At 73.5% G+C, this 14801-nt stretch carries 12 protein-coding genes and 1 riboswitch; of the genes, 4 read left to right on the top strand and 8 right to left on the bottom strand.

Going from position 1 to position 14801, the window contains the following annotated elements:
• Positions 1 to 67 precede the first annotated feature (67 nt).
• A complete protein-coding gene (locus ABD361_RS17635; RefSeq protein WP_344436314.1) occupies positions 68 to 1132 on the bottom strand; it encodes a phosphatidylinositol-specific phospholipase C domain-containing protein in 1065 nt (354 codons plus the stop codon).
• 120 nt (positions 1133 to 1252) lie between these two features.
• Entirely contained in the window at positions 1253 to 3679 is a 2427-nt protein-coding gene (uvrA, locus tag ABD361_RS17630; protein ID WP_344436313.1) for an excinuclease ABC subunit UvrA, read from the bottom strand.
• Positions 3680 to 3842: 163 nt separating this feature from the next.
• Here uvrA and ABD361_RS17625 point away from each other — a divergent pair, with 163 nt between their 5' ends.
• Entirely contained in the window at positions 3843 to 4061 is a 219-nt protein-coding gene (locus ABD361_RS17625; RefSeq protein WP_344436312.1) for a hypothetical protein, read from the top strand.
• Here the strand turns inward: ABD361_RS17625 and nicT are convergent.
• Positions 4015 to 5241 carry a Nickel transporter NicT gene (nicT, locus tag ABD361_RS17620; RefSeq protein WP_344436311.1) on the bottom strand — a complete coding sequence of 409 codons (1227 nt, stop codon included), beginning with the start codon at positions 5239 to 5241 and terminating at the stop codon, positions 4015 to 4017. The genes ABD361_RS17625 and nicT overlap by 47 nt on opposite strands.
• Positions 5242 to 5271: 30 nt before the next feature.
• Positions 5272 to 5494: riboswitch (cobalamin riboswitch) on the bottom strand.
• Between the two features lie 136 nt (positions 5495 to 5630).
• Here nicT and ABD361_RS17615 point away from each other — a divergent pair.
• Together ABD361_RS17615 and ABD361_RS17610 are read left to right on the top strand one after the other, a co-directional pair.
• The gene (locus ABD361_RS17615) at positions 5631 to 7163 is read left to right on the top strand and encodes an APC family permease (RefSeq protein WP_344436310.1); all 1533 of its coding nucleotides are present in this window, start codon (positions 5631 to 5633) and stop codon (positions 7161 to 7163) included.
• Between the two features lie 87 nt (positions 7164 to 7250).
• Positions 7251 to 7841, top strand: coding sequence for a YIP1 family protein (locus ABD361_RS17610; protein WP_344436308.1), 591 nt, complete (start codon positions 7251 to 7253; stop codon positions 7839 to 7841).
• A 120-nt stretch (positions 7842 to 7961) separates the two neighbouring features.
• On the opposite strand, the gene ABD361_RS17605 is transcribed toward ABD361_RS17610, so the two are convergent.
• From ABD361_RS17605 to ABD361_RS17590, 4 genes are all read right to left on the bottom strand, one after another.
• The gene (locus tag ABD361_RS17605; RefSeq protein ID WP_344436306.1) at positions 7962 to 9248 is read right to left on the bottom strand and encodes a cytochrome P450; all 1287 of its coding nucleotides are present in this window, start codon (positions 9246 to 9248) and stop codon (positions 7962 to 7964) included.
• A gap of 193 nt (positions 9249 to 9441) precedes the next feature.
• The gene (locus tag ABD361_RS17600; RefSeq protein WP_344436305.1) at positions 9442 to 10662 is read right to left on the bottom strand and encodes an MAB_1171c family putative transporter; all 1221 of its coding nucleotides are present in this window, start codon (positions 10660 to 10662) and stop codon (positions 9442 to 9444) included.
• Positions 10655 to 11293 (bottom strand): hypothetical protein, encoded by a 639-nt coding sequence (locus ABD361_RS17595; protein WP_344436304.1) that lies wholly within the window; start codon positions 11291 to 11293, stop codon positions 10655 to 10657. Before ABD361_RS17595 ends, ABD361_RS17600 begins: the two co-directional genes overlap by 8 nt.
• Positions 11290 to 11772, bottom strand: a complete 483-nt coding sequence (locus ABD361_RS17590) for a helix-turn-helix domain-containing protein (RefSeq protein WP_344436303.1) — start codon at positions 11770 to 11772, stop codon at positions 11290 to 11292. Before ABD361_RS17590 ends, ABD361_RS17595 begins: the two co-directional genes overlap by 4 nt.
• A 272-nt stretch (positions 11773 to 12044) precedes the next feature.
• Between ABD361_RS17590 and ABD361_RS17585 the strand changes: the two genes are divergently transcribed.
• A complete protein-coding gene (locus tag ABD361_RS17585; protein ID WP_344436302.1) occupies positions 12045 to 13805 on the top strand; it encodes a hypothetical protein in 1761 nt (586 codons plus the stop codon).
• On the opposite strand, the gene ABD361_RS17580 is transcribed toward ABD361_RS17585, so the two are convergent.
• Complete coding sequence (locus ABD361_RS17580) at positions 13802 to 14731, bottom strand: LysR family transcriptional regulator (RefSeq protein WP_344436301.1); 930 nt, start codon at positions 14729 to 14731, stop codon at positions 13802 to 13804. The genes ABD361_RS17585 and ABD361_RS17580 overlap by 4 nt on opposite strands.
• Positions 14732 to 14801 lie beyond the last annotated feature (70 nt).

Here is a 14801-nt window from a genome sequence, read left to right as displayed (position 1 = left end):
GGTAAAGGACGGCAAGGGACGGCAAAAACGCCCCCGTTCACCGGGCCGCAACCTCAGCCGCGCACCCTCAGCCGCGCGGCGTCACCGACGCGAGCACCTGCGGCAGCGGGTACCAGTCGGCCGTGGCGAAGCTCGCGTGCGCGCGGGCCAGCAGCGCCACGCGCTCGCGGGCCTGCGTCTCGGTGGGGCGGGTGCCGTCGATGGCGGGGGCGACCTTGTGGGCGTCGGTCATGACCAGCAGGTAGTGGTTCCGGTCGTACCAGGCGGTGTCGATGCCGCCGCCCGTGTACGCGCCGGCGTCGCCGTCGAACAGGACGAACCACGGGCGCAGCGAGGCGTCGGCGTACCGGGTGCGCGGGTCGCCCGCGGCGGCGCCGTGGACGGCCGGGAAGGCGGCGGCCTGCCCGAGGCGGCCGGCGGCGGCCAGGTCGCGCAGATGCGTGGCGTACTCGCGGTCGGTCCACAGCCGGTCGGCCGGGTTCTTCTCCTCGACCGTGCCGGGGATGAGTTCGACGACGAACCGGCCCTGCAGCGCCGCCCGTGAGGGCCAGCCGCCGGCGCGCACGGCCGCATCGAGGTCCGCGTGGCCGCCGGCCAGATCCGCGGGCCGGTACAGGGCGTCGCCCAGGGCCGACGTCAGCAGGGCGTCGAGTGCGGCGGGCCCGCGGCCGCTGTTGGCATTGAACCCGTCCTTCATCTCGACCTTCAGCAGCACCGGCCGGTGCCCGGGGTGGGCGTCGTGCCAGGCGCGGATGTCGGCGAGGCAGCCGGCGAGCGGCTGGTTGCGGCTCTTGGTGCGCAGCTCGGCGGGCGAGTGGGCGTTCTCGCAGTTGTTGTCGTTGGCCACGGGGTTGGCGTGCGAGACGCGGAAGGCGCGGCCGCCGAAGCCGTTGCTCCACACGTCGAGCTCGAGCAGCCCGGCCCCGGAGTCCAGGGCGTCGGCGAAGTAGGGGTACTTGGCCCGGTCGTAGGCGTTGTGCACGCCGACCGCGGTCGTCGTGTCGTACGCCGCCTGGACCGTCCTGCCCGCTGCCGCCCCGCCCGCTGCCGCCGGTGCGGCGGCCGTGCCGCCCAGGACCGCCGCCGTCGCGGCCGCCGTGATCGCCGTGCGTATGTGCATGGTGGTTCGCATGTCCCCCGCCGTTGTCGCGCTTTCCGCTGTGATGGACGAGTCAGCAGCGTACGGGAGGGGGCGATGTGACGGGGCGACAGGTTTGGTGACGCGTTCATGAACGTCAGCGGACGAGGCCGCTCACAACCGCAGGGCCCGGGCCAGGTACGGCGCGGTGGCACTGCCGGTCGCCCGGGCCACCTCGTGGGGCGGGCCGGCGGCGACGATGCGGCCGCCCTCGGCGCCACCGCCCGGGCCGAGGTCGACGACGTGGTCGGCGCCCGCGGCCACGGTCATGTCGTGCTCGACGACCACGACCGTGTTGCCCGCGTCGACCAGGCCGTGCAGCTGGCGCAGCAGCACCTCCGTGTCGGCCGGGTGCAGCCCCGTCGTGGGCTCGTCGAGGACGTACAGGGTGTGGCCGCGGTGGCTGCGCTGCAGCTCGGCGGCGAGCTTGATGCGCTGTGCCTCGCCGCCGGAGAGCTCGGTCGCCGGCTGGCCCAGGCGCAGGTAGCCCAGGCCCACCTCCTTGAGGGTGCGCAGGGACCGCAGCGCCGCGGGCACGTCGGCGAGGAAGTCGGCGGCCGCGTCCACGGTCATGGCCAGCACGTCGGCGATGCTCGCGCCGCGGTAGGTGACCTCCAGCGTCCCGGGGTTGTAGCGCGCCCCGCCGCAGGCGGCGCAGGGGGCGTACGTGCCGGGCAGGAAGAGCAGCTCGACGGCGACGAAGCCCTCGCCCTGGCACTCCTCGCAGCGCCCGCCGGCGACGTTGAAGGAGAAGCGGCCGGCGCCGTAGCCGCGGGCACGGGCCTCGTCGGTGGCCGCGAAGAGCTTGCGCACGGCGTCGAAGAGGCCGGTGTAGGTGGCGAGGTTGGAGCGCGGGGTGCGGCCGATGGGCTTCTGGTCGACCGTCACCAGCCGGTCGACGGCCTCCAGTCCCTCGGCCTCGCCGAGCGGCTCGCCGCCGTCGAGGTGGGCGGCGACGGTCCCGGCGAGGGCCTGGCCGACGAGGGTGGACTTCCCCGAGCCCGAGACGCCGGTGACGGCCGTGAAGACGCCGAGGGGGAAGCCGGCGTCCACGTCGCGCAGGTTGTGCCGGTTCACGCCGCGCAGCCGCAGCAGGCCCGAGGGGGTGCGGGGGCTGCGCGCGGGCGGTCGCTGCCGCCCGTCGGGGAAGAGGTAGCGGCGCGTGGCCGACGCCTCGACGTTCGCGAGGGCTTCGACGGGGCCGCTGTGGAGCACCTGCCCGCCGTGTTCGCCGGCCCGGGGGCCGACGTCGACGATCCAGTCGGCGCGGCGCACCACGTCCATGCGGTGCTCGACCACGAAGAGCGAGTTGCCGGCGGCCTTGAGCCGCTCCAGCATCGCCAGCAGCGCCTCGCCGTCCGCCGGGTGCAGGCCGGCGGACGGCTCGTCGAGGACGTACACCACGCCGAACAGGCCCGAGCGCAGCTGGGTGGCCAGCCGCAGCCGCTGCAGCTCGCCCGCGGACAGCGTGGGGGTGGGGCGGTCGGTGGCCAGGTAGCCCAGGCCCAGGTCGGTGAGGATCCCGATGCGGGCGAGGAGGTCCCCGGCGAGTGCCGCGGCGGCCGATTCACCCGTGCACGCCGGGCGCAGCACCTCGGCCAGCGCGGTCAGCGGCAGGGCGGCGAGCGTGGCGATGTCGTGCCCGGCGAAGGTGACGGCCAGCGCCTCGGGCCGCAGCCGGCGCCCCGCGCACACCGGGCAGTCGGCGCTGACCAGGTGGCGCTCGGCCCGCGCGCGCAGCGTGGCGCTCTTGGAGTCGGCGAAGGTGTGCAGCACGTAGCGGCGGGCGCTCATGTAGGTGCCCTTGTAGGGGCGTTGGATGCGGTCGGCCTCGCGCACGGGGTGGACGGTGACCACCGGCTGCTCGTCGGTGAACAGGATCCAGTCGCGGTCGGCCTGCGGCAGCTCGCGCCAGGGCCGGTCGACGTCGTACCCGAGGGTGTCGAGGATGTCGCGCAGGTTCTTGCCCTGCCAGGCGCCGGGCCAGGCGGCGACGGCGCCCTCGCGGATGGTGAGCGAGGGGTCGGGCACCAGCGACTCCTCGGTGACCCGGTGGACGCGGCCCAGGCCCTGGCACTCGGGGCAGGCGCCGGCCGCGGTGTTGGGCGAGAAGGCGTCGGAGTCCAGGCGGGGCGCGCCCTGAGGGTAGGTGCCGGCGCGGGAGAAGAGCATGCGCAGCGAGTTGGACAGGGTGGTGACCGTGCCCACGGAGGAGCGCGAGGTGGGGGCGGAGCGGCGCTGTTCCAGGGCGACGGCGGGCGGCAGGCCGGTGATCTCCTCGACCCTGGGGGCGCCGACCTGGTGGATGAGCCGGCGCGCGTAGGGGGCGACGGACTCGAAGTAGCGGCGCTGGGCCTCGGCGTAGAGCGTGCCGAAGGCGAGGGAGGACTTCCCCGAGCCGGAGACGCCGGTGAAGACGACGAGGGCGTCGCGGGGGATGTCGACGTCGACGTGCTTGAGGTTGTGTTCGGCGGCGCCGCGGACGCGGACGTACGGGTCGTGGGGGGCGTACGGGTCGTGGGGGTCAAGGCGGTCGTGCACGCGAGCGAGTCTAGGCGCCGCTCCCCCGCCTCCCCGGGAGGGTGAACCGCTACCGACACGCTGACGCGGCCGGGCATCCTGCGCCAGGATGCCCCAGGCAACCTCTGTCACAGCGAACGTCTCACAGCGAACGTCGACGACGACCTTTTCGACGGGATGGCCCATGACCGACACCGATGCCCAGGCGCGCGCGGCCCCCGGCGCCGACCCCCTGCGCCGGATCGCCGCGGCGATCGAGCGGGAACGGGACGCCTCGTCCCGTACCTGCCGGACGTGCGGCGGGCCGGCGCTGGTGGTGGTCGGCGAGGAACCGGCGGGCAGCGGCCCGCCGGTCGTCAGCGCCCGGAAGGCGTGCGCGCGGCGGGACTGCCCCCGTCCGTGACCCCGGACCCGTCCGTGAGGGCGGGCTCGGCCGTAACGGCGGACCCGTCCGTGACGGCGGCCGCCGCCGTGCGGGCGGTCCAGCGCTGCTCGACCCGCGCCAGACGCCAGTAGGCCAGTGCCGCGGCCCACACCACGACGAACAGCCCGACGATGACGAAGCCGACGTTGTCGAGGTTCAGCCCGGCGATCCAGCCGCTGACGGGATCGTCCAGGCCGAGCTTCTCGTGCAGGACGCCCACCAGCTCGATGGTGCCGATGAGGAAGGCGACGGCGATGGACAGGCCGGTGATGGTGAGGTTGTAGTAGACCTTGCGCACCGGGTTGGAGAACGCCCACTGGTAGGCGAAGTTCATGAACGTGCCGTCGAGGGTGTCGAAGAGGCTCATGCCGGCCGCGAACAGCAGCGGCAGGCACAGGATCGCGTACCACGGCAGCCCGGCCGCGGCGCCGCTGCCCGCCATCACCATCAGCGTGACCTCGGTGGCGGTGTCGAAGCCGAGGCCGAAGAGGAAGCCGAGGGGGTACATCTGGCCGGGGCGGCTGACCGAGCGGGTGAAGCGGCCCAGCAGCCGGTTCATGAAGCCGCGCGAGTCCAGCTGCTTCTCCAGCTCGCCCTCGTCGTAGCGGCCCTCGCGCATGGCGCGGAAGACGCGCAGGATGCCGGCGAGGGCGACGAGGTTGAGGATGGCGATGAGGTAGAGGAAGCCGCCGGAGACGGAGGTGCCGACGATTCCGAGCACCTGGTGGGTGGTGGAGTCCTCGTCCATCAGCGTGCCGGCCAGGTGCGTGCCGCCGGCCACCAGCAGGGCCATCACGACGACGACGCTGGAGTGGCCGAGGGCGAACCAGAAGCCGACCGAGACCGGGCGCTTGCCGTCGGCCATGAGCTTGCGGGTGGTGTTGTCGATGGCGGCGATGTGGTCGGCGTCGAAGGCGTGCCGCATGCCGAGGGTGTAGGCGGTGATGCCGAGGCCGACGCCGTAGACCTTGGAGTCGACGGTGTAGTGCTGCGGCACGACCAGCAGGTAGAGCACGCCGAAGGCGACGACGTGGAGGGCGGCGATGACGGCCAGCAGGCCGGCGGTGCGCACGGTGTCCTCGCGCCGCCAGCGGAAGGCCGGCGGCCCGGTGGGTATGCCGGTGGGTATGTCGGCGGGAAGGGATGTGTTGGTGGACATCTCGGGTTGAACGCTCCAGCACCTCGTGGATCACTTCGAGATGCCGTGGCCGGTCTCCTGGCTGACGGGTGCGCACGCGACCGCCCCGCCTTCCCAGGCCGCCGGATGCGGCCCAGTGGCTTCCGTGCGCCGGACGGGCCGGCGTGCGGGGTGGGGACGGTCACTCCCCGATCACAGTGGCGAGGGCCGCTCCGGAATGGGCCCCGAAGGGCCGGCACCGGTCTTCCCGAACACCACGGCCCCGACACCCTAACCTCCCGGCGGGCCTCATGGTCGCCCGGCCGTGCGTCATCCGCCGGAGGCCATCCCTCCGCTACCGCGCGGGTGATGGACGCCACCCCGGGCCCGGTGCTACGAGTGCAGGCAACGACCGGAAGGGGCTGACCGCCATGGCAGATTCGGCAGCGGGGACGGGGCAGGACCCGGGCGGCAGTGCTCCGGAGGTGCCCGGGCAGCGGACGGTGTTCGTGCGCCGCATCGGGCTGTTCCAGGCCACGGCCATCAACATGAGCCAGATGTGCGGGATAGGCCCCTTCGTCACCATTCCCCTCATGGTCGCCTCGTTCGGCGGCCCGCACGCCGTCATCGGCTTCGTCGCGGGGGCGGTGCTGGCGCTGGCGGACGGGCTGGTGTGGGCCGAGCTGGGCGCGGCGATGCCCGGCGCGGGCGGCAGTTACGTCTATCTGCGGCAGGCGTTCCAGTACCGCACCGGCAAGCTGATGCCGTTTTTGTTCGTGTGGACGGCGATGCTCTTCATCCCGCTCGCCATGGCCACGGGCGTGATCGGGTTCGTGCAGTACCTGGGCTATCTGTGGCCCGGCATGACGCAGACGCAGGGCGACGTGACGGGCCTGGCCATGGTGGCGCTGGTCGTCGCGCTGCTGTGGCGGCGGGTGGAGTCCATCGCGCGCATCACCGCCGTCCTGTGGGGCGTGATGATCGCGTCGGTGTCCCTGGTCATCGTCGCCGCCTTCACCCACTTCAGCCCGGAGCGGGCCTTCACCTACCCGGCGGGCGCCTTCGACGTGACGAGCCATCAGTTCTGGCTGGGCTTCGCCGCGGGGCTGACCATCGGCATCTACGACTACGGCGGCTACAGCACCGTCGCCTACATGGGCGCCGAGATCAAGGACCCCGGGCGCACCATGCCCAGGGCCATCGTGAACTCCATCCTGGGCATCATGGCCATCTACCTCCTGCTGCAGATCGGCACCCTGGGCGTCGTCGACTGGCGGGAGATGCTCGACCCCTCCTCCACCGCCTCCTCCTCGGTCGCCTCGGCCGTCATGGAGAAGACCTGGGGCAAGGCGGCGGCCGATGTCGTCACCGTGCTGATCCTCGTCACGGCCTTCGCGTCGGTCTTCACCGGACTCCTGGGCGGCTCGCGCATCCCCTTCGACGCGGCGCGGGAGAAGGTCTTCTTCCGCCGCTTCGGCGTCCTGCACCCCCGCCACCGCTTCCCGGGGTTGTCCCTGGCGACGATGGGGGTCATCAGCGCCCTGGGGTTCCTGATCGGCCGTCACACCGACCTCGCCACGATCATCCAGCTGCTGATGGCCGTGATGGTGATCCTCCAGGCGCTCTCCCAGGTGATCGCCGCGACCGTGCTGCGCCGCCGCCAGCCGGACCTGCCGCGCCCGTACCGCATGTGGCTCTATCCGCTGCCGAGCCTGGTCGCGCTGGCGGGCTGGCTCGTCATCTACGGCTTCGCGGACCGCAGTTCGCCGGGCCGGCATCCCATCGAGTGGTCGCTGGCCTGGGTCGGGGCGGGCTGCGTGGCCTTCGTGCTCTGGGCGGCGTACGAGCGGCAGTGGCCCTTCGGGCCGCGGGAGATCAATGAGGAGTACCTCCCGCGGCGGGCCGCCGGCACCGGCGGCGAGGCGGAGGGCGAGGAGGGATCCGTGACCACCGCGCCCGCCTGACGCTCCGTCGGCCCGGCGTCCCGGCCGGACCCCTGCGGGCGCCCGCACTTTCGTGGGGGCCGGCCGAACGGTGATAAAACGGCACCCATGCCCGTGACCACGTCCCCGCCCCCGTCCACCCCCGCCGCCACGCCGCGCAGGCTGCTCTGGCACCGCCTGATATTCGGGCTCTGGTACCGGCCCGTCGAGGTCCTCGACGAGTCCCGGGACCGGAGCGTGTGGGGAGCGGCCGCCTTCCTGTCGCTGCTGTGCGGGGCGATGGGCACGCTGGCCGTGGACTCCTTCTGGGGGCAGTGGGGGGTGAGCCCGGTGCTGGCGCTGGAGGCGCTGGCCATCGGGTCGGTGGTGATGATGCTGGCCAGCTTCCTGCTGGGCGCGGCCACCCACGCGATCGCCCGCCGCCTGGGTGGCAACGGGCGGTTCGGGCCCACGACGAGCCTGTTCGTCGTCCTGTTCTGGGCGAGCGACCTGCCCCGGCTCGCGCTCGACACCTGGCTGCCGGCCGGCTCCGTCCCGGTGCGGGCCGCGGCTTCGGTGACGGCGGCCTTCGGCAGCGCGCTCGCCGTTCTGCTGATCCGCGGCCAGCACCACCTGCCGACCCGCAAGGCGGTGGCGGCCGTGAGCATCCAGATGCTGGCGGCCGTGGCCCTGCTGAAGTTCCCGCCCGGCAGCGGCTGATCCCGGCGGGCGTCCGCACACGGCCCGCGGGGAGGACGACGAAGGCCCGCCCGGTGCGACGGGGGATGCACACCGGGCGGGCTCGAGAACAGTTCTACCTCATCAAGGATGGGCCATGCATCAAAAACCTGTTCGTTTCTGCGCCGACCAGCGCACGGGGAGCGATTTCAGGCCACGCGCCCTGAGGCTCTCACGGCGGACCGGCGGCGCTTTCGGAAGGTCGAGTTCCAGGTCTTCCAGCCGCTCGAAGAGCACCGCAAGGGCCGTCTCCGTCTCCATCCGGGCCAGCGCGGCGCCCAGACAGTGGTGGATCCCGTGCCCCAGCCCCAGCTGCCCGGAATGCTCCCGCCGCAGGTCAAGACGGTCGGGATCGGGGAACTGGCGGGCGTCGCGATTGGCCGAGGCCAAGGAGAGCAGGACGGTCTCGCCCTTCGGCACCACCACCCCGCCGATGGTGACGTCCTGCAGCGGGAAGCGCCGGATGGCCAGCGGAACCGGCCCGTCCCAGCGCATGAACTCCTCCACGGCCGTCGCCAGGACGTCCGGATCCGATCGCACCTCCCGCAGCAGTACGGGGTGCTCGAGCAGGGCGAGCACCGCGTTGGCGATGAGGTGGACGGTGTTCTCGTAACCGGCGAAGAGCAGGAGGAAGACCAGCGAGGTCAGCTCGTCCGGCGACAGGACGTCCCCGCCGTCGCGCACCGCGATCAGGTCGGAGAGCAGGTCGTCGCCCGGCTCGGCCCGCTTGCCCTCGATCAGGGCGGCCACGAAGCGCATCAGGCTCCCCACCGCCTCCTTCGCCCGGTGCGGCTGCCCCGGGTCGGGGGCGATCAGGGCGTCGGTCCACTCGCGGAAGTCCCGCCGGTCGCGCTGCGGCACCCCGAGCAGGTCGCAGATGACGGCGATGGGCAGCGGACCGGCGTACGCCGCCATCAGGTCCGCGCGGCCGTCCGCCGCGACGGCGTCCAACAGGTCGCCGGCCAGCCGGCGCACCGGGGCCCGCAGCGCCTCCACGCGGGCGGGCGTGAACGCCTTGACCACCAGGCGGCGCAGCCTGGTGTGGTCCGGCGGGTCCATGTTGAGCAGGTTGGCGTCCAGGGCCGGGGGCAGGGACAGACCGCTGTAGGAGCCGGGCAGCGCGTTGCGCCTGTCCAGGGAGAGCCGAGGGTCCGCGAGCGCCCGCCGCACGTCGTCGTAGCGGGTCACCAGCCAGGCCGGCCGCCCGTCGGGGCCGGTCATGCGGTGCACGGGCGCCGCCTCGCGGAGCGCGGCGTACGTCCCGTAGGGGTCGGCCAGCAGGGCCGCGACGTCGACGGACTGCACGGTGGGTCCGGCGGCGTGCTCGGCGGTGGGCTCGACGGTGGGTTCAGCGGCGGGCTCGGCGGTGGACTCGTCAGTAGGCTGCATGACAACCGACTCTAGGGGCCCCGGATCCAAGGGCCCCGGACGGTGGCCCCTTGCGGGGAGCGGAAGGGGAGGGCGCCCACCGGCCGTGCCGGGTCCGTGCGGATCGGCGATCCGCGCGGACCCGGCACCGGCCTGTGAGGCGGGGCGGCCGTGACCCCCGTCCATGGCCGCCCCGTCCACGGGCCGCGCGCCGTCAACCGCGGCGCGCGGCACTGATCTCCCGTAGTTCGGTGAGCACCGCGTCGACCAGCGGAGCGTGGTACACGTCCGCGACGCGGGCCAGGTGTTCGTGCTCCTCCGCGGGGTCGGAGCTGACGGTGACCACCACGTTGTCGGCGTGGGGCACCGCCACGTGGCCCACGGCCTGGTTGCCCAGGCCCCGGCGCAGGGCCGCGGCCTCCACCACGGCCGCGAGCGCGTGCCCGTCCAGGCCGGCCGACCGGGCCCGTTCCCGGGCCAGTTCGACGGTGAGCGGCTCCACGTGGCGGCGCACCCCGCGCTGGATGTCGCGGATCTCCGCCATCTGCCGGTTGGCCCGCCACTCCAGGTCGGCGAAGGGCCAGCGGGCCGTCCAGCGGGCCCAGCCGCCCTCCTCGATCGTCACCTCCGGGGCGTGCGCGGTCACCTCCCGCCACAGCGGCTCCAGCCGGCGCAGCCGCCGCCAGGCGGCCGCCCGCGGGCCGACGGCCGGCAGCGAGAAGCCGAGCAGGACGAGCAGCGCGGCCACCGAAGCGCTCATCGGGGCCACTCCGTTGGAGAGCCAGTACGCGTCCCGGCCGGCCCAGGTCAGCGCGAAGCCGGCCAGCTTGCAGGCGCAGTACGCAAGGCCCAGCCAGCAGCCGGCCGACAGCGTGCGCAGCCCCTTGGAGAGCCAGGAGCGGCCCAGCTGGGCGGCGTAGCGGGGGCACAGGGTGCCCAGCCCGGCCAGGCTGGTGCCGAAGATGGCCAGGTACAGCGCCAGGAAGGCGACCACGCCCGGTGCGTCGGCGTACGCGGTGCTGAAGTCCCTGGGGTGCTCGACCGCGTCGGGGCGCCCGACGGCGAAGCAGACGATCGCCGCCGTCCAGGCGAGCGCCACCGCCGCCACCGCGTACCGGGAACGGGTGGCCGCGCGGGCCCGGGCCGCGGCGTCACTGCGGCTGGTCCAGCGCAGCAGCAGCACCGTGGCGCCCGAGGCGAAGAGCACGACCGCGGAGTACAGCACGACCATCGCCAGGTTCGCCACGCCCGTCAGCCGGTCGAAGGCGCGGTAGACGGTGGGTGCGGAGAAGAGGAAGACGACCGGCACCCCGGACGTCATCAGTGCGGTCAGCCCGAGGTCGACGTTGCCCCGGTCGCGCAGCCAGGCCCGGGCCTTGTAGCCGACGATGGCCCAGGTGACGACGGAGAACGTCAGGTAGATGGCGTCAAACACCGGCGCCCCCGCCGTCGCGCAACTGCCGGCGCACGTGCTGCAGGGCCGGCCCCAGGGACGCGGCGAGCTCCGCCGCCCCGCCCTCCAGGACGACGTCCTGGCCGGGCGGCGGGGGCACCACGCGCGACATCAGGAGGGTGCCGAGGATCTCGGTCTCGCGCTCGGTGAGGTTGTCGTAGCAGTGGTGGCGGGCCAGACCCATCGTCAGCCCCATGCGGCGCATGGCGGTGGCCACGTCCACCGAGGGCGTCCACACCTTCAGGGCGTCCTCGGTCACGGCGGGGTCCTGGTCGTGCCCGAGCAGCAGGTGGCCGATCTCGTGCAGGACGATGTGCACCTGGTGCCAGGGCGAGGTCTTCTGCTCGTAGACGACCCAGTAGGCGTCGTCCGTGGTGGCGGTCATGCCGGAGACGACACCGTCCAGGCTCATCGGCACCAGGTTGATCGGCCTGCCCACGTGCCGCGCGACGGCGTCGCACATGCCCTGCAGGTCGGCCGAGGCGGGCAGGGCGAGCTCCTGGATGAGCTGCTTGCAGCGCCGGCGAATCCGCCCCACCCGCATGCTTGCACCGTCCTCGTCCTCGGTACGCCGCCAGTTGGTGAAGAGGCCCTCCTCCGCGGTGACGGTCACGGGCGCTCCTCACCCCCCGCGCAGGGCGGGTCGGTCGGAAGGTTCATCTGCTGCCGGAACTGGCAGATGATGGTGGTCAGGCTGTCCTGCACCTCGGGCGGGAGCCCCACCGAGCGCAGGGCGATCGCCCGGACGCGCTGATCCCTCATGGCCGCGAGGAAGCGGACCTCCTCCTCCACCCGTTCGGCCTGGGAGTCCGACAGGTCGCCCATCAGGTAACCCACGGGCACGGCGAAGAACTTCGCCAGCGCCCGCAGCACGTCCGGGCTGGGATTGACGCGCTTGCCGTTGCGCAGCATCGACAGGTACTGCTCGGTCAGCGTGACCCCGCCGTACTCCTCCCCGCGACTGATCTCCTCGGCCACGTGGCCGTTGGTGTACGGCGCACCCGGCGGATGCATCGATTCGAACAGGTAGGTGAGCCGCTGGGCGAGCGGACTGCTCGCCTCCCGCGCCTGCCTGTCCCCCCCGTTAGCCATCTGCCCCGTTCCTTCGAGCGCGCTGTGTCACACGGCTTCATGGCCCTTCACGGCCAGTTAAGTCCGTGCCGTCGGCCGCGAGGGCATCCTGTCACGCGGAGCGGGCGAGCACTAGCCCATGCCCGGTTACAAGGGGATGAAGGACTTAACCACAGGTTTATGCGGAGCCGGGGGCTCTGGAGCGGGACGACGGGTGCGCACGGGGTCGCATACGGTGGGGGCGTGCTGCGGGGCGGCGGGTGAATTGCCGCGGAACGAGTTGCGGGGGCGGAGTGAGGGACGGTAGGGAAGGCACCATAGAGCCGGAAGCCGGAAGCCGGAAGCCGGAAGCCGGAAGCCGGAAGCCGGAAGCCGGAAGCCGGAAGCCGGGTGATCTGCGCGTCCCCGTCGGGGACGACGCCTGGCGGTGGCGTACGTTCCCCGGGGAGCGCCTCCTCGTCGCCGCGGCCCGCACCGTCACCTCCGCCGTCCGCCTCCTCGACGTCCTGCCCGACCTCGTGCGCGGCGACCCCCGCGTCGACGTCGTCTTCGCCTTCGACCCCACCTCCGCCTTCGGCGACGGCGTCCACGACCTCCTCCACGCCGCAGGCGTCCGGCTCATGCCCTGGGACCAGCTTTCCCGCGTCCGTCCGCACCTCGTCGTCTCCGCCAGCGAGAACATCGACACCACCGGCCTCGACACGAGGTGCCCCGTCCTCGTCCTGCCGCACGGCATCGGCTTCCACAAGCTCGTCCCCGACGCCCGCGGCAGCGGGCGGCGGCTGTCCGGGGTCATGGACGACCCGCGCGCCCGGCACGCCGTCTCGCACCCCGACCAGATCGCCCAGCTCGCCGAGCACCACCCCGGCCCGGCCGCCCGCGCCCGTCTGATCGGCGACCCGTACCACGACGGGCTCCTCGCCTCGCGTCCGCTGCGCGCCCGTTACCGCGCGGTGCTGGGTGCCGGTGACGACCGGCGGCTGGTGCTGATCACCTCGACCTGGGGGCCGCAGTCCCTGCTCGGCCGCGATCCGCACCTGCCGGCGCGGCTGGCGGCCGCGCTGCCGCTCGACGAGTACCGCGTCGCCGCCGTGCTGCACCCCAACGTCTGGTCCGCCCACAGCCCTTGGCAGGTGCGTGCCGTCGAGGCGGCGGCCCTGGACGGCGGACTGCTGCTCGTGCCCCCGGAGCGCGGCTGGCCGGCGGCGCTCGTCGCCGCCGACGTGGTCGTGGGCGACCACGGCTCGGTCACCCTGTACGCCGCGGCGCTGGGCCGGCCGCTGCTCCTGGCCGCGTTCGGCGAGGAGTCGGTGCCGGGCACGCCGATGGCCGAACTCGGCCGCGTCGTACCGCACCTGCAGCCCCACGAGCCCCTCGCAGCCCAGCTGGAGCGGGCCGTCGACGAGCACGACGAGGAACGCGTCATCAAGATGGCCGCCGGCGCCTTCACCGAACCCGGCTCCGCGCTGCTGCGGTTGCGCTCGTTCCTGTACGAGCTGATGGCGCTCCCCGAACCGGACGGCTCCCCGCCGCCCCGGTACGCCTGCCCGGCGCCCCGGCCCGAGGGCGGCGCCGTGACGGCGGCCTGGGTGACCACGACCGTCACCGGCGAGGAGGTGTCCGTACGCCGGCTGCCGGCGAGCGGCGCACAACCCGAGGAGGGTGGCGGGCGCTTCCTCCACCTCTCCTGCGACGAGGACGAACGGGACCTGCGCCTGCTCGGCAGCGCCTCGGCCCTCACCACCGGCACCTGCCACGACTCGGTGGCGCAGGCCGTGCGCTGGGCCCTCGACACGCTCGCCGCGTGGCCCGGCGCCCGGCTGGCCACGGCGCCGGCCCCGGGGCGCTGCGTGAGCGTCCTGCGGGACGGCCGCGTCGTGGAGACGTCCGTCACCGGCCGCCCGCCCGCCGACGCGGGGTTGCACGCGGCGGTCGTGTACGCGCACCTGCGCGCCGGCCGCCCGCCGGCAGGCACCGTACGGCTGCGGGCGGGCGTGCGGGACGCGGACGTGGTCCTGTCGCTGCGGCGCTCGCGGCACGTGCGTGAGGGCTAGGAGGCACGGCGGGTGCCCACCGCTGTGCGGGCCGCCGAGACGAATGCCGCGATCGCCGGGTGCGTCCCGCCGCCCGCGCGGCAGGCGACCTTCGAGCGGCGGAAGAGGGGCAGCCGGGTCAGGACCACGCCGTCGGGGGCGTGCACGGTGGCCATCTCCGGTACGAATCCGGCACCTTGTCCGACGGCGGCCAGGGCCAGAACCGTGCGGAAGTCGTTGACCTGATGGCGGATGCGCGGCTGGAAACCGGCCGCCTGACAGGCACGTACGGCCATGGCGTGACCGGTCGTACCGTCGCGGGCCGTGATCCACGGGGACGTGGCCCACGGTCCCAGCAGCTCCGCCAGCGTGTCGCCGCGGGCGGCAGGACCGGTGGCGAGGGCGCTGTCGGTGGGGCCGCCCGTGGCCAGGTACATCGGCTCCTCCAACAGGGGCACCTGGTCGACCGTGGTGTCCGGTGACGCGGGCACGAAGTCGTAGTCGTGGACGAGAGCCACGTCCAGTTCGCCGGCGCGCAGGCCGTCGGAGACCCGCGCCGGGTCGATCTCCTGCACCATCGGTTCCAGCGCGGGATGCCGCCGGGCCAATTCAGCCAGTACGGCGGGCACGATCGCGGGGCCGCCGGAGGGGAACGTCCCGATCCGCAGCGGCCCGCCGATGCCCTCGCGCGCGCCGGCCAGCTCGGAGACCGCCAGTTCGAGGCGTTCGAGGACCGCGTCGGCGTGGGTGACGAGGGTGCGGCCCGCGGGCGTGAGCACCACCCGTCTGCCGCTTCGTTCCAGCAAGGGCACGCCCGCCTCGCGCTCCAGCACGCTCAGTTGCTGGGAGACGGCCGAGGCGGTGAAGGTCAGCGCCTCGGCCACGGCCGCGATGGTGCCGCGTCGGTCCAGTTCGCGCAGCAGGTGGAGACGTCGGACATCAAGCACAAGGTGAGCTTACGCATGAGTGAAGAAATGTGAACTGGATCTACTGGGTTTGCGTCGGTCAGGCTGGGCC

The sequence above is a fragment of the Streptomyces luteosporeus genome (assembly GCF_039532865.1).
Lineage (GTDB): Bacteria > Actinomycetota > Actinomycetes > Streptomycetales > Streptomycetaceae > Streptomyces > Streptomyces luteosporeus.
The sequence above is the reverse complement of the archived record's forward strand: the minus strand, read 5'-3'. Positions and strand labels throughout refer to the sequence as shown.

Excerpts from the sequence above, each read along its gene's own strand:
- ABD361_RS17635 (WP_344436314.1), bottom strand. The coding sequence starts at position 1,132 with ATGCGAACCACCATGCACATACGCACGGCGATCACGGCGGCCGCGACG.
- ABD361_RS17625 (WP_344436312.1), top strand. The coding sequence starts at position 3,843 with ATGACCGACACCGATGCCCAGGCGCGCGCGGCCCCCGGCGCCGACCCC.
- nicT (WP_344436311.1), bottom strand. The coding sequence starts at position 5,241 with ATGTCCACCAACACATCCCTTCCCGCCGACATACCCACCGGCATACCC.
- ABD361_RS17615 (WP_344436310.1), top strand. The coding sequence starts at position 5,631 with ATGGCAGATTCGGCAGCGGGGACGGGGCAGGACCCGGGCGGCAGTGCT.
- ABD361_RS17610 (WP_344436308.1), top strand. The coding sequence starts at position 7,251 with ATGCCCGTGACCACGTCCCCGCCCCCGTCCACCCCCGCCGCCACGCCG.
- ABD361_RS17605 (WP_344436306.1), bottom strand. The coding sequence starts at position 9,248 with ATGCAGCCTACTGACGAGTCCACCGCCGAGCCCGCCGCTGAACCCACC.
- ABD361_RS17590 (WP_344436303.1), bottom strand. The coding sequence starts at position 11,772 with ATGGCTAACGGGGGGGACAGGCAGGCGCGGGAGGCGAGCAGTCCGCTC.